This window comes from Allobosea sp. 10N428 (genome assembly GCF_056394545.1).
This window is the reverse complement of the sequence record NZ_JBFTIC010000021.1, coordinates 1-20,586: the sequence shown is the minus strand read 5'-3', so window position 1 is coordinate 20,586 and position 20,586 is coordinate 1. Positions and strand designations below refer to the sequence as shown.

Annotated in this window: 17 protein-coding genes and 1 tRNA gene; all 18 read right to left on the bottom strand. The window is 64.5% G+C overall.

The features are described 5' to 3' along the window. The coding region (locus tag AC1DDA_RS26880) for a GTP-binding protein (protein WP_476796182.1) at window positions 1-149 on the bottom strand (149 nt) is incomplete at its 3' end. 51 nt (window positions 150-200) lie between these two features. Continuing rightward, complete coding sequence (gene fusA, locus AC1DDA_RS26875) at window positions 201-2,276, bottom strand: elongation factor G (RefSeq protein ID WP_441514531.1); 2,076 nt, start codon at window positions 2,274-2,276, stop codon at window positions 201-203. A 33-nt stretch (window positions 2,277-2,309) separates the two neighbouring features. Then, window positions 2,310-2,780, bottom strand: coding sequence for a 30S ribosomal protein S7 (gene rpsG, locus AC1DDA_RS26870; RefSeq protein WP_038358287.1), 471 nt, complete (start codon window positions 2,778-2,780; stop codon window positions 2,310-2,312). A 72-nt stretch (window positions 2,781-2,852) separates the two neighbouring features. After that, window positions 2,853-3,224 (bottom strand): 30S ribosomal protein S12, encoded by a 372-nt coding sequence (gene rpsL, locus AC1DDA_RS26865; RefSeq protein ID WP_038358286.1) that lies wholly within the window; start codon window positions 3,222-3,224, stop codon window positions 2,853-2,855. 436 nt (window positions 3,225-3,660) lie between these two features. Next, window positions 3,661-7,845 (bottom strand): DNA-directed RNA polymerase subunit beta', encoded by a 4,185-nt coding sequence (gene rpoC / locus AC1DDA_RS26860; protein ID WP_476798046.1) that lies wholly within the window; start codon window positions 7,843-7,845, stop codon window positions 3,661-3,663. Between the two features lie 110 nt (window positions 7,846-7,955). Continuing rightward, the gene (gene rpoB / locus AC1DDA_RS26855; protein ID WP_441514529.1) at window positions 7,956-12,077 is read right to left on the bottom strand and encodes a DNA-directed RNA polymerase subunit beta; all 4,122 of its coding nucleotides are present in this window, start codon (window positions 12,075-12,077) and stop codon (window positions 7,956-7,958) included. Between the two features lie 254 nt (window positions 12,078-12,331). Further along, the gene (gene rplL, locus AC1DDA_RS26850; protein WP_441514528.1) at window positions 12,332-12,712 is read right to left on the bottom strand and encodes a 50S ribosomal protein L7/L12; all 381 of its coding nucleotides are present in this window, start codon (window positions 12,710-12,712) and stop codon (window positions 12,332-12,334) included. A 48-nt stretch (window positions 12,713-12,760) separates the two neighbouring features. Further along, complete coding sequence (rplJ, locus tag AC1DDA_RS26845) at window positions 12,761-13,276, bottom strand: 50S ribosomal protein L10 (RefSeq protein ID WP_038358277.1); 516 nt, start codon at window positions 13,274-13,276, stop codon at window positions 12,761-12,763. 514 nt (window positions 13,277-13,790) lie between these two features. Further along, window positions 13,791-14,489, bottom strand: a complete 699-nt coding sequence (gene rplA / locus AC1DDA_RS26840) for a 50S ribosomal protein L1 (RefSeq protein WP_441514527.1) — start codon at window positions 14,487-14,489, stop codon at window positions 13,791-13,793. Between the two features lie 13 nt (window positions 14,490-14,502). Continuing rightward, complete coding sequence (rplK, locus tag AC1DDA_RS26835; RefSeq protein ID WP_441514526.1) at window positions 14,503-14,934, bottom strand: 50S ribosomal protein L11; 432 nt, start codon at window positions 14,932-14,934, stop codon at window positions 14,503-14,505. 156 nt (window positions 14,935-15,090) lie between these two features. Further along, window positions 15,091-15,651, bottom strand: coding sequence for a cytochrome b (locus tag AC1DDA_RS26830; RefSeq protein ID WP_476798045.1), 561 nt, complete (start codon window positions 15,649-15,651; stop codon window positions 15,091-15,093). A gap of 41 nt (window positions 15,652-15,692) precedes the next feature. Then, the gene (locus AC1DDA_RS26825; RefSeq protein WP_476798044.1) at window positions 15,693-17,306 is read right to left on the bottom strand and encodes a methyl-accepting chemotaxis protein; all 1,614 of its coding nucleotides are present in this window, start codon (window positions 17,304-17,306) and stop codon (window positions 15,693-15,695) included. A gap of 105 nt (window positions 17,307-17,411) precedes the next feature. Continuing rightward, complete coding sequence (gene nusG / locus AC1DDA_RS26820) at window positions 17,412-17,945, bottom strand: transcription termination/antitermination protein NusG (RefSeq protein ID WP_441514523.1); 534 nt, start codon at window positions 17,943-17,945, stop codon at window positions 17,412-17,414. Between the two features lie 14 nt (window positions 17,946-17,959). Beyond that, on the bottom strand, window positions 17,960-18,154 hold the full coding sequence (gene secE, locus AC1DDA_RS26815; RefSeq protein WP_441473933.1) for a preprotein translocase subunit SecE: 195 nt from the start codon (window positions 18,152-18,154) through the stop codon (window positions 17,960-17,962). 163 nt (window positions 18,155-18,317) lie between these two features. Continuing rightward, on the bottom strand, window positions 18,318-19,049 hold the full coding sequence (locus AC1DDA_RS26810) for a class I SAM-dependent methyltransferase (protein WP_476798043.1): 732 nt from the start codon (window positions 19,047-19,049) through the stop codon (window positions 18,318-18,320). Window positions 19,050-19,101: 52 nt separating this feature from the next. Next, a tRNA-Trp gene (locus AC1DDA_RS26805) sits at window positions 19,102-19,177 on the bottom strand. Window positions 19,178-19,238: 61 nt separating this feature from the next. Further along, window positions 19,239-20,138 (bottom strand): dihydrodipicolinate synthase family protein, encoded by a 900-nt coding sequence (locus AC1DDA_RS26800; RefSeq protein WP_476798042.1) that lies wholly within the window; start codon window positions 20,136-20,138, stop codon window positions 19,239-19,241. A 262-nt stretch (window positions 20,139-20,400) separates the two neighbouring features. Further along, window positions 20,401-20,586: EF-Tu C-terminal domain-related protein (locus AC1DDA_RS26795; RefSeq protein WP_465247133.1), on the bottom strand; the 186-nt coding region annotated here is incomplete at its 5' end.

The following is a 20,586-nucleotide window of genomic DNA, read 5'->3' as shown; positions in this document are numbered from 1 at the left end:
ATCTGGTCATACGCCGTGAACGACGCGCCGCCGGTCTCGGCCAGAACCTTCGTGATCGCAGCCGTCAACGACGTCTTGCCATGGTCAACGTGACCAATCGTGCCAATGTTGCAGTGCGGCTTCGTACGAGCGAATTTCTCTTTGGCCATCGTAGCCTCCGTCAGATCTTGTTCAAATGTTCAGTCGGTTCGGTGCGGAGCTCAGGCGTACTTGGCCTGAACCTCGGCGGCGACCGCCGACGGCACCTGCTCGTAGTGGTCGAACTGCATCGTGTAGTTCGCGCGGCCCTGCGAGAAGGAACGCAGCTGGTTGACGTAGCCGAACATGTTCGCCAGCGGAACCATCGCATTGATCACGACGGCGTTGCCGCGCATGTCCTGGCCCTGGATCTGGCCGCGACGCGAATTCAAGTCGCCGATGACCGAGCCGGTATAGTCTTCCGGGGTCACGACCTCGACCTTCATGATCGGCTCGAGCAGCACGGAGCCGCCCTTCTGCAGACCTTCGCGCAGCGCTGCACGGGAGGCGATTTCGAAGGCCAGAGCCGACGAGTCGACTTCGTGGAAAGCGCCGTCGATCAGCGTGACCTTGACGTCCACGACCGGGAAGCCGGCGAGAACGCCCGAGCCGATGACCGAGTTCAGGCCCTTCTCGACGCCGGGGATGTATTCCTTCGGCACCGAACCACCGACGACCTTCGACTCGAACTCGAAGCCCTTGCCGGTCTCGTTCGGCTCGATGACGAGCTTGACGCGGGCGAACTGGCCCGTACCGCCGGTCTGCTTCTTGTGGGTGTAGTCGATCTCGGCCTTCTTGGTCAGCGTCTCGCGATACGCAACCTGCGGCGCACCGATATTGGCGTCGACCTTGTAGGTGCGCTTCAGGATGTCGACCTTGATGTCGAGATGCAGCTCGCCCATGCCCTTTAGAATGGTCTGGCCGCTCTCCTGGTCGGTCGACACGCGGAAGGACGGATCCTCGTTCGCGAGCTTCGACAGGGCGAGGCCCAGCTTCTCCTGGTCGGCCTTGGACTTCGGCTCGATCGCGATCGTGATGACCGGCTCGGGGAACTCCATGCGCTCCAGGATGACCGCGTTGGTCGGGTCGCAAAGCGTGTCGCCGGTGCGGACGTCCTTCAGGCCGGCCAGGGCGACGATGTCGCCGGCGAAAGCCTCCTTGATGTCCTCGCGGTTGTTCGCATGCATCAGCAGCATGCGGCCGACGCGCTCTTTCTTGTCGCGGGTCGAGTTGATGACGCCCTGGCCGGCCTCGACCTTGCCCGAATAGATGCGGCAGAAGGTGATCGTGCCGACGAAGGGGTCGTCCATGATCTTGAAGGCAAGCATGGAGAACGGATCTTCGTCCGTGGGATTGCGGACGGTCGGCTCTTCGGTCTTGAAGTCGATGCCTTCGACCGCGCCACGATCAACCGGCGACGGCAGATAGTCGACGACGGCGTCGAGCAGCGGCTGCACGCCCTTGTTCTTGAAGGACGAGCCACAGAGAACCGGGTGGAAGGCGCGGCGCTGCACGGCGGTGCGGACCAATCGGCGCAGCGTGTCGGCGTCGGGCTCGGTGCCTTCGAGATAGGCTTCCATCGCGGCATCGTCCATTTCGACGGCCGCCTCGACGAGCTTCGAGCGGTACTCGGCGGCCTTCTCAGCGAGATTGGCCGGAATGTCCTGCTCTTCGAAGGACGCACCGAGCGCCTCGCCGTTCCAGACGATCGCCTTCATCTTCACGAGGTCGATGACACCAGCGAATTCGGCCTCGGAACCGATCGGAATCTGCAGGCAGACGGGCTTGCCGGCGACGCGGTCGATGATGTCCTGGACGCAGCGATAGAAATCGGCGCCGATCTTGTCCATCTTGTTGACGAACACGATACGCGGCACGTCGTACTTGTCAGCCTGGCGCCAGACGGTCTCGGTCTGGGGCTCGACGCCCTGGTTGCCGTCGAGCACGCAGACGGCGCCGTCGAGCACGCGCAGCGAACGCTCGACCTCGATGGTGAAGTCGACGTGGCCGGGGGTGTCGATGATGTTCAGGCGGTTGTCGCGCCAGAAGCAGGTCGTCGCAGCCGAGGTGATCGTGATGCCACGCTCCTGCTCCTGCGTCATCCAGTCCATCGTGGCGGCGCCGTCATGGACTTCGCCGATCTTATGGGACTTGCCGGTGTAGTAGAGGATGCGCTCGGTCGTCGTCGTCTTGCCGGCATCAATGTGGGCCATGATGCCGAAGTTGCGATAACGGTCGATGGGATGGGAACGGGCCATGATCGTGCTCTGTGTCTCGGGTCAGCGCGCCGCTTACCAGCGGTAGTGCGAGAAGGCGCGGTTGGCTTCCGCCATCCGGTGCGTGTCTTCGCGCTTCTTGACGGCGTTGCCGCGGTTGTTGGCCGCGTCCATCAGCTCCGCCGAGAGGCGCTCGACCATGGTCTTGTCGTTGCGGCCGCGCGCGGCCGAGATCAGCCAGCGGATCGCCAGCGCCTGGCGGCGCTCGGTGCGAACCTCGACCGGAACCTGATAGGTCGCGCCGCCGACGCGGCGGGAACGAACCTCGATCGCCGGAGCGACATTCTCGAGCGCCGACTTGAACACGCCGAGCGGCTCGCTCTTGGTCTTCGCCTCGATGATGTCGAAGGCACCGTAGACGATCCGCTCGGCGGTCGACTTCTTGCCTTCATACATCACGGAGTTCATGAACTTGGTCACGACGATATCACCGAACTTCGGGTCCGGGATAACTTCGCGCTTTTCGGCACTGTGGCGGCGGGACATCGTCTAGTCTCCGGTCAAATCTTCAACGCGGCGGATCGGCCTGGGCTCATCGCCCGGCCGATCGGGCCGAACTCACTTAGGACGCTTGGCGCCGTACTTCGAACGGCGCTGCTTGCGGTTCTTGACGCCCTGCGTGTCGAGCACGCCGCGCAGGATGTGATAGCGCACACCGGGAAGGTCCTTCACGCGGCCGCCACGGATCATGACGACCGAGTGCTCCTGAAGGTTGTGACCTTCACCCGGGATGTAGCCGATCACCTCGAAGCCGTTCGTCAGACGAACCTTGGCAACCTTGCGGAGCGCCGAGTTCGGCTTCTTCGGGGTCGTCGTATAAACGCGCGTGCAGACGCCGCGCTTCTGCGGGCACGACTCGAGCGCCGGGGCGGTGTTACGCGCCTTCACGGGCGAGCGTGGCTTGCGGATGAGCTGGCTGATTGTCGGCATTCTGGCCTCTCGCCCCACTGAGCGTTTGGAAATTCTCTGATCAATCTCCCAGCCCGAACTACGCCATGACATAAACGAAGCCGCGCCATCGGCTCCCGTCGAGGGGCCTCAGGCGCGTTCGCCAGCAGAGGAACACGGGAAGCCCGCGTTCATGCATCCTGCCATGTCGTCATTCGACGCTGGAATTCCGACGGAGTTTCGGTCGCGAAACTCGCTTGCGAATCTGGCGCAAGCGACAAACGTGTCCGACAGCCGTCGACAGTGGCGCGCTTATGACTCACCCAGAGATTCGCGTCAACCCCGAAACCGCCGAAAATGGCGGGGTTTTGCGGGGTTGGAGCAGGTTCGCCCCCTGCCCGCCTCTCCTTGAAACAAAAAGGCCGCCCTGACGGGGCGGCCTTTCCGATGATTACCGAGGATCGCTCGCGGCCGAGGCTTACTCGGCGGCGGGGAGCACGGCAGCGGCTTCCTTGGCGGCCTTCGCCGCCGCATCCGCCTTCTGGCCGACGATGAGATCGTCGCGGCGCGTGGCCACCTGCTTGATGCGGGCGACCTGGGCGCCGGTGCCGGCCGGGATGAGCGAGCCGACGATGACGTTCTCCTTCAGGCCTTCGAGCATGTCCGACTTGCCGTTGACCGCCGCTTCGGTGAGGACGCGGGTGGTCTCCTGGAAGGACGCCGCCGAGATGAAGGAGCGGGTCTGCAGCGAGGCCTTGGTGATGCCGAGCAGGACGGGGACGCCGGAAGCCGGCTTCTTGCCCTCCTCGCGCAGCTTCGCGTTGACCTCTTCCAGTTCGATGCGGTCGATCTGGTCGCCGGTCAGGATATCGCTGTCCCCCGACTCGGTGATCTCGACCTTCTGCAGCATCTGCCGGACGATGACCTCGATGTGCTTGTCGTTGATGGTCACGCCCTGGAGGCGATAGACCTCCTGGATTTCGTTGACCAGATAGGCTGCCAGTTCCTCGACGCCCTTGATCGCCAGGATGTCGTGCGGGGCCGGGTTGCCGTCCAGGATGTAGTCACCGACCTCCACGACGTCACCTTCCTGGAGATGGATGTGCTTGCCCTTCGGGATCAGGTACTCGACCCCATCGGAACCATCATGCGGCGTCAACGTCACGCGGCGCTTGTTCTTGTAGTCCTTGCCGAAGCCGATCACGCCCGACTTCTCGGCAATGATCGCCGCGTCCTTCGGACGACGCGCCTCGAACAATTCCGCCACGCGCGGCAGACCACCGGTGATGTCGCGGGTCTTGGCCGAGTCGGTCGAGACACGCGCCAGCACGTCGCCGGCCTTGATCAAGTGGCCCGGCTCCACCGAGATAATGCCGTCGACCGGCAGGATGTAGCGGGCCTCGCCACCACGGGCGAGCTTCGCCACCTTGCCGTCCGCACCGAAGATCACCATCGCTGGCTTGAGATCGGCCGTACGGGCCGAACCGCGCCAATCGATGACGACGCGCTTGGAGATGCCCGTCGCTTCGTCGGTCGTCTCGGTGATCGACATGCCGTCCACGAGATCCTCGTAGCCGACCTTGCCGTCCACTTCCGCCAGGATCGGGCGGGAATAGGGGTCCCACTCGATCAGGCGCTGGCCGCGCTTGACCTTGTCGCCCTCGTCGACCCGCAGCTTCGAGCCGAACTGAACGCGATGGACCGCGCGCTCGGCTCCATCAGGGCCGACGATCACGATGGCGATGTTGCGCGCCATGGCGATCAGGTCGCCGTCCGAGTTCCGCGCGACGTTGCGGTTGCGCATCTTGACCGTGCCTTCGAAGTTCGACTCGACGAAGGACTGGTCGGCGATGGTGGCCGCGCCGCCGATGTGGAAGGTACGCATGGTGAGCTGCGTGCCCGGCTCGCCGATCGACTGCGCCGCGATGACGCCGACGGCCTCGCCCATGTTCACGGGCGTGCCGCGGGCCAGATCGCGCCCGTAGCAGGTGGCGCAGACGCCGTTCTTGGTCTCGCAGGTGAGGACCGAACGGATCTTCACCTCCTGGACGCCGGCGGCGTTGATCTTGGCGATGTCGCTCTCTTCGATCACCACGCCCTTGGCGACGATGACCTTACCCTCGACGTCGACGATGTCCTCGGCCGTCGCGCGACCCAGGATACGCATGCCGAGCGAGGCCACGATCTGGCCCGCATCGACGATGGCGCGCATCTTGATGCCGTTATCCGAGCCGCAATCCACCTCGGAGATGATCGCGTCCTGCGCCACGTCGACGAGGCGGCGTGTCAGATAGCCGGAGTTGGCCGTCTTCAGCGCCGTGTCGGCGAGGCCCTTACGGGCGCCGTGGGTCGAGTTGAAGTACTCGAGAACGTCGAGGCCTTCCTTGAAGTTCGAGATGATCGGCGACTCGATGATCTCGCCCGACGGCTTGGCCATCAGGCCGCGCATGGCGGCGAGCTGGCGCATCTGCGCCGGCGAACCACGGGCGCCCGAGTGCGACATCATGTAGATCGAGTTGATCTGCTTGTCGCGGCCGGTCTCGTCCTTTTGGACGGTCGAGATGCGGGCCATCATCTCCTGGGCGAGCTTGTCGGAGCACTTCGCCCAGGCGTCGACGACCTTGTTGTACTTCTCGCCCTGGGTGATCAGGCCGTCCTGGTACTGCTGCTCGTAATCCTTGGCGAGCGCGCGGGTCGTATCGACGATCTCCCACTTGTTCTCCGGCACGACCATGTCGTCCTTGCCGAAGGAGATGCCGGCCTTGAACGCGTGGCGGAAGCCCAGCGCCATGACGCGGTCGCAGAAGATCACCGATTCCTTCTGACCGCAGCCGCGATACACGGCGTCGATCATCCCGGAGATTTCCTTCTTGGTCATCAGGCGGTTGCTGACGTCGAAGGACACGGCCGGGTGGTCCGGCAGCGCGGTCGAGAGGATCACGCGCCCCGGCGTGGTGTCATAGATMTTCGTGTACGGCTTGCCGTCCTTGCCGGTGCCGGTCCAGCGATACTTGATCTTCGAATGCAGCGTGACGACCTTTTCGTGCAGCGCGTGCTCGAGTTCGCCGAAATCGCCGAAGACCTTGCCCTGGCCGGGCTCGCCGTCCGAAACGATCGAGAGGTAGTAGAGGCCGAGCACGATGTCCTGCGACGGCACGATGATCGGCATGCCGTTCGCCGGGTGCAGGATGTTGTTGGTCGACATCATCAGCACGCGCGCTTCCAACTGCGCTTCCAGCGACAGCGGGACGTGCACGGCCATCTGGTCGCCGTCGAAGTCAGCGTTGAAGGCGGCGCAGACCAGCGGGTGGAGCTGGATCGCCTTGCCCTCGATCAGCACGGGCTCGAAGGCCTGGATGCCCAAGCGGTGCAGCGTCGGCGCCCGGTTCAGCATCACCGGATGCTCGCGGATGACCTCGTCCAGGATATCCCAGACCTCCGGCTTCTCCTTCTCGACGAGCTTCTTGGCCTGCTTGACCGTGGTCGAGTAGCCCTTGGCGTCGAGGCGCGCATAGATGAACGGCTTGAACAGCTCGAGCGCCATCTTCTTCGGCAGGCCGCACTGGTGCAGCTTCATCTCCGGGCCGACGACGATGACCGAACGGCCGGAATAGTCGACGCGCTTGCCGAGCAGGTTCTGGCGGAAGCGCCCCTGCTTGCCCTTCAGCATGTCGGCGAGCGACTTCAGCGGGCGCTTGTTGGCACCCGTGATGACGCGGCCGCGACGGCCGTTATCGAACAGGGCGTCGACCGACTCCTGCAACATCCGCTTTTCGTTGCGGATGATGATGTCCGGCGCGCGCAGCTCGATCAGCCGCTTCAGGCGGTTGTTGCGGTTGATGACGCGGCGGTAGAGGTCGTTCAGGTCCGAGGTCGCGAAGCGGCCGCCGTCAAGCGGCACGAGCGGGCGCAGATCCGGCGGGATGACCGGAATCTGGGTCATCACCATCCATTCCGGCTTGTTGCCCGACTCCTGGAAGGCCTCGATGATCTTGAGGCGCTTCATCAGCTTCTTGGGCTTCAGCTCCGACGTCGTCGTCGCGATCTCATGCTTGAGGTCGGCGTTGATCTGGTCGAGGTCGAGCGCACGCAGCATCTCGCGGATGGCTTCCGCGCCGATCATGGCGGTGAAGGTGTCCGCGCCGTACTCCTCCTGCGCCCGGACGTACTCCTCCTCCGACAGCAGTTGACGGTCCTTGAGCGGGGTAAGGCCCGGCTCGATGACGACGTAGCTTTCGAAGTACAGGATGCGCTCGAGGTCCTTGAGCGGCATATCCATCAGGAGGCCGATGCGCGAAGGCAGCGACTTCAGGAACCAGATATGCGCCACCGGGGCGGCGAGTTCGATATGGCCCATGCGCTCGCGCCGGACGCGGGCGAGCGTGACTTCGACGCCGCACTTCTCGCAGATGACGCCCTTGAACTTCATGCGCTTGTACTTGCCGCACAGGCACTCGTAGTCCTTGATCGGCCCGAAGATGCGGGCGCAGAACAGGCCGTCGCGCTCCGGCTTGAACGTGCGGTAGTTGATGGTCTCCGGCTTTTTGATCTCGCCATAGGACCAGGACAGGATCTTCTCCGGGCTCGCGATCGAGATCTTGATCGCGTCGAAGGCCTGCTGGACCGGCTGCTGGCCGAAAAGGTTCATGACCTCTTGCTTCATCGCCTGTCTCCTTCCGCCGGCGGGGGCTAGGGCCGCCCTGCCCGGCTCGTAAATTCCGTCGGCCGGCGGCGTCAGTGCCGCCGGCATCTATACAAGGCTTGGTTAACGGCTCACTCGGCCGCTTCGGCCGGCGGCAACTCGCCCGGCTTCGCCTTGTTGTTGATGAGCTCGACGTTGAGGCCGAGCGAACGCATCTCCTTGACGAGAACGTTGAAGCTCTCGGGGATGCCGGCCTCGAAGTTGTCCTCGCCGCGCACGATCGACTCGTAGACCTTGGTGCGGCCGGCGACGTCGTCCGACTTCACCGTCAGCATCTCCTGCAGGGTGTAGGCGGCGCCATAAGCCTCGAGCGCCCAGACCTCCATTTCGCCGAAGCGCTGGCCGCCGAACTGCGCCTTGCCGCCCAGCGGCTGCTGGGTGACGAGCGAGTACGGGCCGATCGAACGGGCGTGGATCTTGTCGTCCACGAGATGGTGCAGCTTCAGCATGTAGATGTAGCCCATCGTGACCTTGCGGTCGAAGGGCTCACCCGTGCGCCCGTCATAGAGGGTCGACTGACCCGACGAGTGCAGGCCCGCCTGCTCCAGCAGCCGCTCGATATCGGCTTCCTTGGCACCGTTGAAGACGGGGGTCGCCACCGGCACGCCGCGGCGCAGATTCTGGCCCATCTCGACGAGTTCGTTCTCGTCCATCGAGGCAATGATCTCATTGTCCTCGTAGACGGCATCGAACTGGGCCTTCAGCGCCTTGAAGTCGTGCGTCTTCTTGTAGGCATCGAGCGCCGCGCTGATCTGCCTGCCGAGACCGGCGGCCGCCCAGCCCAGATGCGTCTCCAGGATCTGGCCGACATTCATGCGGCTGGGCACGCCGAGCGGGTTCAGCACGATATCGGCATGGGTGCCATCCTCGAGGAACGGCATATCCTCGACCGGCACGATGCGCGAGACCACGCCCTTGTTTCCGTGACGGCCGGCCATCTTGTCGCCCGGCTGGATCTTGCGCTTCACCGCGACGAAGACCTTGACCATCTTCATCACGCCCGGAGGCAGCTCGTCGCCGCGCTGCAGCTTCTCGACCTTGTCGAGGAAGCGCTGCTCGAGGCGCTTCTTCGACTCGTCGTACTGCTTCCGCATCGCCTCGATCTCGGTCATCAGCGAGTCTTCGGCGGTGGCGAACAGCCACCACTGCGAACGCGGGAACTCGCTCATCACCTCGCGGGTGATGACCGTGTCCTTCTTGAAGCCCTTCGGGCCGGCTAGGCCGGTCTTGCCGGTCAGGATCTCGGCCAGACGCGCAAAGGTGTTGCGGTCCAGGATCGCCTGCTCGTCGTCGCGGTCCTTGGCAAGACGCTCGATCTCCTCGCGCTCGATCGCCTGGGCGCGCTCGTCCTTGTCGACGCCGTGGCGATTGAACACGCGCACTTCGACGATCGTGCCCTGCACGCCGGGCGGAACGCGCAGCGAGGTGTCGCGGACGTCCGAAGCCTTCTCGCCGAAGATGGCGCGCAGCAGCTTCTCTTCCGGGGTCATCGGGCTCTCGCCCTTCGGCGTGATCTTGCCGACGAGAATGTCGCCCGCCGCCACTTCTGCGCCGATATAGACGATGCCGGCTTCGTCGAGGTTTTTCAGCGCCTCTTCCGAAACGTTCGGAATGTCGCGCGTGATTTCCTCAGGGCCCAGCTTGGTGTCGCGGGCCATGACCTCGAACTCCTCGATATGGATCGAGGTGAAGACGTCCTCGGAGACGATCTTCTCGGAGAGAAGGATCGAGTCCTCGAAGTTGTAGCCGTTCCACGGCATGAACGCGACGAGCACGTTACGGCCGAGCGCGAGCTCGCCGAACTCGGTCGACGGGCCGTCGGCGACGATGTCGCCCTTCTTGACGACGTCGCCGACGCGCACCAGCGGACGCTGCGTGATGCAGGTCGACTGGTTCGAGCGCTGGAACTTCTGCAGCCGGTAGATGTCGACGCCCGGCTTCGTCGGATCCATCTCCTCCGAAGCGCGGATGACGATACGGGTCGCGTCGACCTGGTCGACGATGCCGGCGCGGCGGGCTGCAATCGCGGCGCCCGAGTCACGGGCCACAACCGCTTCCATGCCGGTGCCGACGAAGGGCGCGTCGGCGCGAACCAGCGGCACCGCCTGGCGCTGCATGTTCGAGCCCATCAGCGCGCGGTTCGCGTCGTCGTTCTCAAGGAACGGGATCAGCGCCGCGGCGACCGAGACGAGCTGCTTCGGCGACACGTCCTGGAAGTCGACCTTGTCGACCGGGGTGACGATGACTTCGCCGGCGCGACGGCAGACAATCAGGTCGTCGGTCAGGCGGCCTTCCTTGTCGACGGCGGCATTCGCCTGGGCGACGTTGTACTTCGCCTCTTCCATCGCCGAGAGATAGATCACCTCGTCCGTGACCTTGCCGTCGCGGATGCGGCGATACGGGCTCTCGATGAAGCCGTATTTGTTAACCCGCGCGAAGGTGGCGAGCGAGTTGATCAGGCCGATATTCGGGCCTTCCGGCGTCTCGATCGGGCAGATGCGGCCGTAATGCGTCGGGTGCACGTCGCGCACCTCGAAGCCGGCGCGCTCGCGGGTCAGACCACCCGGGCCAAGCGCCGAAAGACGACGCTTATGCGTGACTTCCGAGAGCGGGTTCGTCTGGTCCATGAACTGCGAGAGCTGCGAGGAGCCGAAGAACTCGCGCACGGCGGCAGCCGCCGGCTTCGCGTTGATCAGGTCCTGCGGCATGACCGTGTCGATATCGACCGAGGACATGCGCTCCTTGATGGCGCGCTCCATGCGCAGCAGGCCCAGGCGGTACTGGTTCTCCATGAGCTCGCCGACCGAGCGGACGCGGCGGTTGCCGAGATGGTCGATGTCGTCGATCTCGCCCTTGCCGTCGCGCAGGTCGACCAGCGCCTTCACGACCGCGAAGATGTCCTCCTTGCGCAGGATGCGCACGGTGTCCTCGGCGTCGAGGTCGAGGCGCATGTTCATCTTCACGCGGCCGACGGCGGAGAGGTCGTAGCGCTCGGCGTCGAAGAACAGCGACTGGAACATGTTCTCAGCCGTCTCGAGGGTCGGCGGCTCGCCGGGACGCATCACGCGGTAGATGTCGAACAGGGCTTCCTCGCGGCGCGAGTTCTTGTCGACATTGAGCGTGTTGCGGATGTACGGGCCGACCGTGATGTGGTCGATGTCGAGCACCGTGATCTCGTCGAAGCCGTCATCGGTGAGCTGCTTCAGCAGCTTCTCGGTGATCTCCTCGCCGGCCTCGGCATAGACTTCACCCGTCGCCGGATTGACCAGGTCCTCGGCGATGTACTGGGTGTACAGGTCCTCGTCCTGCGCGCGCAGGAACTTGAGGCCCTTCTCGGCGAGCTGGCGGGCCGTGCGGGCGACAAGCTTCTTGCCGGCCTCGACCACGACCTCGCCGGTGTCGGCGTCGATCATGTCCTCGGTGGCCTTGAAGCCCTTCATGCGCTCCGCATCGTAGGGAACGCGCCAGCCCTTGGCGTCCTTGGTGTAGGTGATGTGGTTGTAGAAGCGGTTGAGGATCTCCTCGCCGTCCATGCCGAGCGCGAACAGCAGCGAGGTGACCGGGATCTTACGCTTCCGGTCGATACGGGCGTAGACGATGTCCTTGGCGTCGAACTCGATGTCGAGCCAAGAACCGCGATAGGGGATGATGCGCGCGGCGAAGAGCAGCTTGCCCGAGGAATGGGTCTTGCCCTTGTCGTGGTCGAAGAACACGCCCGGCGAACGGTGCATCTGCGAGACGATGACGCGCTCGGTGCCGTTCACGATGAAGGTGCCGTTATCCGTCATGAGCGGCATGTCGCCCATGTAGACATCCTGCTCCTTGATGTCCTTGACCGACTTGGCCTGGGTGTCCGGATCGATATCGAACACGATCAGGCGCAGCGTCACCTTGAGCGGCGCAGAGAAGGTCATGCCGCGCTGGCGGCACTCGTCGACGTCGTATTTCGGCGGCTCGAAGGTGTATTTCACGAACTCCAGCAGCGAGGCGCCGGAGAAGTCACCGATCGGGAAGACCGACTTGAAGACGGACTGAAGGCCTTCGTCGGGCCGGCCGCCCTTGGGTTCGTCGACCATCAGGAACTGGTCGTAGGACGCCTTCTGAACCTCGATGAGGTTCGGCATCTGCGCCACTTCCTTGAGTTTGCCGAAGAACTTGCGGACGCGCCTGCGACCCTGGAGCGAATTGACCATGTTGTTCCTCGCAATCTCTTCGGACGGCTCACCCGGCGGTCCGGGCAAGGACGGCACCAGGCCGCCGGGTGAGCCGTTCGGCGCAGCATCGCGCCGACCCCGCATTTCCATCGAAGCCGCGCTGCACGGTTGCAGCAAACTTCGACAACAACTCCCGCGCATCTGCGCGGAAACGACGCGACAGCCCCGGAGGCGTAGCTGCCCCGGGACTGTCTGTTTTGACTACGGTCGGACCGGCATCAGCCGGCCCAAGCTCACTTGAGCTCGACCTTGGCGCCGACGGCCTCGAGCTGCTTCTTGAGCTTCTCGGCCTCGTCCTTGCCAACGCCTTCCTTGACCGGCTTCGGAGCGCCTTCGACCAGGTCCTTGGCTTCCTTGAGGCCGAGGCCGGTGATGGCGCGGACTTCCTTGATCACCTCGATCTTCTTGTCGCCGGCGGCGGCAAGAACGACGGTGAACTCGGTCTGCTCTTCAACAGCGGCGGCGGCAGCGCCACCGGCAGCCGGGCCAGCCGCAACGGCGACGGCGGCAGCGGCGGAAACGCCCCACTTCTCTTCGAGCATCTTGGCGAGGTCAGCGGCCTCGAGAACGGTGAGCGACGAGAGATCGTCGACGAGCTTGGCGAGATCGGCCATGTTTAACTTCCTGTTTTAAGAGGTTCGAACGATAACGGTTTGCTGGCTTCAAGCCGCATTCTTGTCGGCATAAGCCTGAACCACGCGTGCCAGCTTGCCGGCGGGCGCGTTCGTGAGCTGCGCAAGCTTCGTAGCCGGGGCCTGGATAAGGCCGATGAGCTTTGCACGCAGTTCGTCGAGCGAGGGCATCGTGGCCAGAGCCTTGACACCATCGGGGTTCAGGGCGGTCTTGCCCATCGCGCCGCCCAGGATGACGAGCTTGTCGTTCTCCTTGGCGAAAGCGCTGGCGACCTTCGGCGCCGCGACCGGATCGTTGGAATAAGCGATCAGGGTGGGACCCGTCAGCAGATTGCTGATGGACGCGACGTCGGTGCCTTCAAGAGCGATCTTGGCCAAGCGGTTCTTTGCGACCTTAACAGTGGCGCCATTCGCCTTCATCTCGCGACGAAGCTTCTGGAACTGGGCCACGGTCAAACCCGCATAGTGGGCCACGACGACGACCGACGTGTTCGCAAACACATCGTTCAGCGACGCGACGGCATCTTTCTTTGCCGCTTTATCCACTGGGCTCTCTCCGGTAGGCGACAAGCTTTTGAGGGCTCGCCGCCGGTTGCAAATGCCGCTTCCTGGAACCCCGGTTGACACCGGCGTCCCGTGAAGCGACGCTTGGTGCCCTGTCCCCGCTCCCGACCCTTTGAGGATCACGACCGGGCGAGATGGTTCGAACCGTCTTCTCCGGATCTCGCGATCCGGGACTAAGCTCTTGCACCGTCTATGCAGGCCTCTTGGCGAAATTATGCTCCCGGACGAACCGGGAAGGCACCTGCAGTCTCAGACAGGACTGGGTGATTCCTGCTCGAAAGATCTCTCTCCCGACCCTGAAACACCCATTTCTTCAGCGGAAACCCGCCGAAAAACGCGAAACGGACCCCTTCGTGTCAAGCACGCCGGAGCCTCGTCACTCATGGAAACAGGCGTGCGTATAGCGCTTTCGCCTGCTCCTGCCAAGTAGGCTCTTGACATCACGAAATCAAGAGCGGCGAGCGGCCGGTTGTCCGGCCGCCCTTCCTCAGACCAATCAGCCGCCGATGACGGTGTTCGGCTCGACCTTGACGCCCGGGCCCATGGTCGACGAGATCGCGACGCGCTGGATATAGGTGCCCTTGGCGCCGGCGGGCTTCGCCTTGGCGACCGAGTCGACGAACGCCTTGATGTTCTCCGAGAGCTTCTCGGCCGAAAACGAGGCCTTGCCGACGGCGGCGTGGATGATGCCGGCCTTCTCGACGCGGAACTCGACCGAACCACCCTTCGAAGCGGCGACGGCGGCGGTGACGTCCATGGTGACGGTGCCGACGCGCGGGTTCGGCATCAGGCCGCGCGGGCCGAGCACCTTGCCGAGACGACCGACGAGACCCATCATGTCCGGGGTCGCGATGCAGCGATCGAAATTGATCTCGCCCTTCTGGACGGACTCGACCAGTTCCTCGGCGCCGACGATGTCAGCGCCCGCAGCCTTGGCTTCGTCAGCCTTGGCGCCGCGAGCGAAGACGGCAACGCGCAGCGTGCGGCCCGAGCCGTTCGGTAGGTTGCAGACGCCGCGGACCATCTGGTCGGCGTGACGCGGATCGACGCCGAGATTCATCGCGATCTCGACGGTCTCGTCGAACTTGGCGTTGGCGCGCTCCTTGACGAAGGTGACGGCCTGATCGAGCGAGTACAGCTTGGTGCGGTCAATGCCTTCACGGCCCTGAACGACGCGCTTTCCGGTATGTGCCATTGTCAGCCTCCCCTCAGCCCACGACTTCCAGGCCCATGGACCTGGCCGAGCCACGGATCATGGCCGAAGCCGATTCGACGGTGTCGCAGTTGAGATCGGCCATCTTCTTCTCGGCGATCTCGGCGATCTGAGCGGCGGTGACCTTGCCGACATTGCCGCCACGGCCCGGGGTCTTCGAGCCGGCAGTCAGGCCAGCGGCCTTCTTCAGCCAGTAGGACACCGGCGGCTGCTTCATCTCGAAGGTGAAGGAGCGATCCTGATACGCGGTGATGATCACCGGGATCGGCATGCCCTTTTCCATCTGCTGGGTCTTCGCATTGAAGGCCTTGCAGAATTCCATGATGTTGAGGCCGCGCTGACCGAGCGCGGGACCGATCGGCGGCGACGGATTGGCCGCGCCCGCCGGAACCTGAAGCTTCACGTAGCCCGTGATCTTCTTCGCCATGATGGCTGCTCCTGCCGTCCGCTCCGCTGCCTATCGGAACGACGACGCCCCTGCCCGCCGACGCTCTCCGCCGGGGCCGGGGTGGTTGCAGTGCGTGGTGCGACGTGTTTGATCCGGCTGGCGACCGGCGCGTCTCCCACGCGGTTGAGGCGCGGCCTATCGCACAGATGGGCTGGAAAGGGAAGAGGGCGTTGCGGTCGCAGGCAGCGTCTTCCCCGCATCGATCCGGGCTGCATGCTGGATATCGTCGTCGAGCGCGAGGCAGACATGCAGGGCGACGAGCCCCATGAGCGTGAAAGCCAGAATCGCGTGGCTGCGGAACAATATACCCGCATAACCGGCGCCTTCCGGCCAGATCGCTGGCAGAGAAATCCCGCCATAGATCTCCCGTGCGTCGAAATCGGACACTCCAGCCAATCCGAGCAACGGGATCACGATCAACAGGCCATAGAGCATCCTGTGGACCGCCCTGCCGCCCGCCGCACGGGGCCAATGCCCGCCCAGGCGCGCCAGAAGCCGATAGGCGATTCGAACCATGACCAGAAGCAGCAGCAAGAAGCCGGTCGTCTTGTGGAAGGTCATGAGCGCATCCGTCCAGGGGCCGCTCCCGACCTCCTTCATCAGGATTCCAACGCAAAACAGCACAAGGACGAGCGCCGCCGTGCCCCAGTGCAGCACCTTGGCGAGGCGCGGAAAGCCAAGATCGCCGCCCCGCATACGTCGGGCCTTCGATGAGCCTGGGGAATCGACCGGCATCGTCATGCGCGCTGCACGCCTTGTGTCTCGGTCATGAAGCTGTCGACCGCGTGGCGCAGGGCTGCGGCTTGCCCGTCGATGTCGGCGGAGGTCCGCGCCATCCGTTCCGTCATCCGCCGCCAGTCTTCGATCATGCCGGCGACCTGCTCGACCTGCTCCGCCATGCCGCGCACATCCCCGGCTGTCTGGGCGGTCCCGATATTGATCGAGCGGGAGGTGTCGTCCTGTCGGCGCGCCAGCTCCGCAATCGAGTCGGCGGCGGTCTCGACGGCATTGACCGAGGCGACCAGTGCGCCGATGCGGCCGATGATCCGCTCGGCCGCGGTGCCGATCGAGTCGAGCCCTTGCCGCACCTGCCCCGTCGCTTCCGCCGTACGGTTGGCGAGTTGCTTCACCTCGGCGGCCACGATCGCGAAACCACGACCGCTTTCCCCGGCCCGGGCCGCCTCGATCGTCGCGTTGAGCGCAAGCAGATTGGTCTGGTTGGCGACGGTGCTGATCAGCGTCACCACGGCCGAGATCGATCCGACCGCCTCGCGCAGCAGCACGCTGTCATCCGTCGCCTCCACCACGAGCGCCTTCGCAGTATTCGCGATGTCGGACGTCCGCTGCGCCTCCCCGGCCGTCGTTGCGAGGAGCTCGGCAATCTCGTTCAGGGACGAAGACATCTGTTCGACATGATTGGCCGCGCGCTGGCTCGACTGCGCCGCGGCGCCGGCATGCTGATCCACGAAGCCGGAGAGCTGCGAGAGTTCGTTCGATGCGTCGGTCATGCTCGCGGCGTGAGTTTCCAGCGCCGTGGCGATGCCGGCGATGTTGCCCTGGAAAGCCTGCCCTCTGACACGCAGCGCACGCTGCCGCTCGACCTCTCCGGCAAGCGAGGCCAGCCGCTCCTTCGCGGCCTCCTGCCTCGTCTTTTCCTCGGACAGATGGGCATGCAGCGCCCGGCCGAGCATACCGATCTCGTCGCCGCGACGCGCGAGTTTGCGTACCCAGCCGGCATCCTCTCCAGGCGCAGACAGCGCCATGGCCATCGTCGAGATCGGACGCACCAGCCAGCGATGCTCGAACGCGACGATCAGAGCCACGACAAAAAGGCCAAGCGCCGCCAGAAGCATGGTGTTTTGCCGCGAGTTTTCGACATGCGCGCCGAGCGCTTCGCTGACGCTCGCCACCGCCGCGTTCAACTGCACGCGCAGTTCGTTGCGCTGCTCGACAGCTTTGCGCAGTGCCGCGCGCGCAACCGCAGCGTCGGCCCCCAGCTTCGATGAAAACTCCTGCAGCCCCCGGACGGCATCGTCCGCGCGGGCGGCAATTTCGCCGTCGCTGCGCGCCGCGACCGCTTTCATCGCGGCCTGCATGGCTTCGATGTCGACTGGCAGAGCGCCGCGATCGGCTCCCGAGACGATCGTCACGACGATGCGGCTCAATGCGGCATCCGTTTCCGAGAGCACTGCCACCGCATCGGTATGGGCAGCAATCGCCCTGGCGAAACCGGCGAGCTTCACGGAGCCGATGAACTCGGCCGCGCCTAATACGCAAGCGAGGATGCCGAGCATCAATGCCCAGAGCGTCAGCCGCTGGCGGACCGTAGCTTTGAAGAATCTGGGAAACATCGCGCCCTGCGTCGGATTACCGACGCAGAGCCTTGGCGCAGTTGTGTTAAAGGCCGATTAACCTAACGGAAGCCGCCAGGAACCGACCCGAAACAGCCTGCTGGCTCAGAGCTTCTCGACCTGACCGTATTCTAGCTCGACCGGCGTGGCGCGCCCGAAGATCGAGACCGCGACCTTGAGGCGGGCACGGGCGTGATCGACATCCTCGACGACGCCGTTGAACGAGGCGAAGGGGCCGTCCGCCACCTTGACCTGCTCGCCGACCTCGAAGACCACCGTCGGCTTGGGGCGCTCGATGCCCTCGGCGACCTGGCCCTTGATCCGCATCGCCTCATGCTCCGGGATCGGCATGGGCTTGGCCTTGTCGGCACCGAGGAAGCCGGTGACCTTCGGCGTGTTCTTGATGAGGTGGTAGACCTCGTCGGTCATCTCGCACTTCACCAGCACATAGCCCGGGAAGAACTTGCGCTCAGTATCGACCTTGCGGCCACGGCGAACCTCGACGACCTTCTCGGTCGGCACCAGCACCTCGTCGAACTTGTCGGCGAGATTGCGCTGCTGCGCCTGATCCTTGATCGACTGCGCGACCTTGTTCTCGAAGTTGGAATAGGCGTGGACGATGTACCAGCGGGTGCTCACGTTCGTAATTCCGTTCAACGGGCGCCGAGGATGATGCCGAGCACCCAGCGGATGACGGTGTCGGTAAAGAGGAAGAACAGGCTGGAGACGACCACCATCGCGAGCACCAGGCCCGTGGTGATGAGCGTCTCGCGACGCGAGGGCCAAGTGACCTTGGACGCCTCGGTGCGCACATCCTGCAGGAACTGGAAGGGATTGGATTTCGCCATGAACCACCTCGGGTTCCGACCCCGCCCGCAGCCCCGCTGCGTACCGAATCGGCCGTCCTGAAACATTCGCGGCGCGGGACCCGGGGAGGGTCGCGCGCCGTCATTGCAAGCCTCTTACATCGCTTGAGGCCTTTAGCCAAGACCCTTTCGGCTCGCGGGCGGCTCAGCTCCGGCTCGCGGCGACCAGCAGGAAGAAAGGCCGCTCGCGCTCCTTCGCCCAGCCTGGCTCGGCTGAGACCTGCTCGGGGCTCGGGGCCCATTCGACGAGCTTGCCCGGCGCGAAGCCCGCTCCCCGCAGCAGATCGAAATAGGTCGCAATGGTGCGGTGGCGCTTGACGACACCTTCGGCGAGCCAGTTGCTGACGCGCTCACCCTCGTCGAGATAGCCGTTGACCGGCCAGGTCGCCCGCCCATCCGCATCGCTGAGCCATTCCTGCCGCACCGGCGCCGTCATGATCGGATGTTCGACCGAGCAGACCAGCGCCCCACCCGGCGTCAGCGCCGCATATGCCCGCGCGAACAGGCCAGCGAGATCGACGATGTAGTGGAAGGCGAGCGAGCTGTAGACGAGATCGAAGGCTTCGGCCGGCGGCGCATAGCTTTCGAGATCGGCCCGCTCGTAGGCGACGCTGGCGTCGGCCGTCACGCGCCGCGCGCGCTCCAGCATCTTCCCCGAAACATCGATTCCCAGGACGCTCCGGGCGCCCTCGCCCGCGGCGAAACGGCAGAACCAGCCGAATCCGCAGCCGAGATCGAGCACGCTCTTGCCGGCGAGTTCCGGCAGCATCGAACGCAGCACGGGCCATTCCGGCGCCCCGTCCAATCCGTGGACGGAACGCGGCAGCCGGCTGTAGCCCGCGAAAAAAGTCTCGTCGTCGTAGATGTTCTGGGTCATGGCGCTCGAAGAACCGCGTTGCGGTCTGCGCATCGGCCGCTCAAAGAGCGACTGGCAGGGGCGGTAGGGCTCGAACCTACGACAACCGGTTTTGGAGACCGGTACTCTACCAACTGAGCTACACCCCTGCAGGTGGGCGTGATGTGCCCCAAGGCGCGTCACATTTCAAGTCGAAATCTTCAGGCATCCTCATTTGCTGTAGGGACCGAGTGCGCGGGCATAGCGCTCGACTAGCTTCTGGCCAAATTCGGTCGGCCTCAACGCCGGCCCGCGGTCGTGGATCGGAATGCCGGCGCGTGCACCGAAGATGCGCTTGCCATAGCAGAGCAGCGTCTCGATCGACTGCATGATGAAGGTGATCGCAGGCAGCACCTCGCGATAGGCCGCGTCCGCTCCGGCCTCGTCGCCCGCTCGGTAGCGGTTATAGGCCCGCAGCGCGTAGTCGATCGTGTCGGGCGCCAGGATCATGCCGCTGCAGCCGGCCCGGAAATTGTCGATGAGTTCCAGCCCGCCGCGCCCGTTCAGAATAGGTAGCCGGCCTTCGGTCACCGCGATCAGCCGCTCGATTTCGATCACCGAGCCCTCGCCCTTGATCAGGCTGATATTCGGGTGCCGGCGCGTCAATTCGCGAATGTCCTCGGCAGACAGGCCGCGCCCCATATAGGCCGGCGCATTCTGGATCGCGACCGGCAGGGAGGTCGTGTCGGCGATGCGGCCGAAGAAGCGGATATACTCGGCGGCGGCGAAGCTGCCGACCATCGGCGGTTGAAGAATCACCCAGTCGGCGCCGTTCTTCTCCGCGACCTTTACGAGTTCGGCCTGCTCCGCGACGGAGGAACCGAAGATGGTGAAGGCTAGCGGCTTCCTCCCCGCGACATCCTCCGCCATCCACTCCATCACCGTGCAGCGTTCGCTGAAGCTCAGCTTGGAGACCTCTGTGGCGAGGCCGAGCGCCGCCATGCCCTGAACGTCGAGCTCGACGCTGATTTGAGCCTGCTTGCGCATCGCCGCCCGGTCGAGCCGCTCATGCTCGTCGAACAAGGCGAAGACGATCGAATGGATGCCGGGAAACGGCGGCTTGAACGACATGGGCAGGCTCCTCGACGATCGGAGCGGCTGATCCGCTCTCTCCAGGCGATTGAGAGCATGGAACGGATGAGCCGCACAGACCACGGGACGAGACTAGCCTTGCGTTCAAGGCATGCGCGCAGAGCTGCCGCGCCCAAAGAAAAAGGGCGGTGTCGCCACCGCCCCTTCCCAAATCGCTATGCGCGTCGATCAGGCAATGATCGAAGCGACGACGCCGGCGCCGCAAAGTCCGCGGGTTGCGCGGACATCGCTGTTGCTTCGATCAAGCAATGATCGAAGCAACAACACCTGCTCCAACCGTGCGGCCGCCTTCGCGGATGGCGAAGCGCAGCTTCTCTTCCATCGCGATCGGGGCGATCAGCGTCACCTCCATCGAGATGTTGTCGCCCGGCATCACCATCTCCGTGCCTTCCGGCAGGGTCACCACGCCGGTCACGTCCGTCGTGCG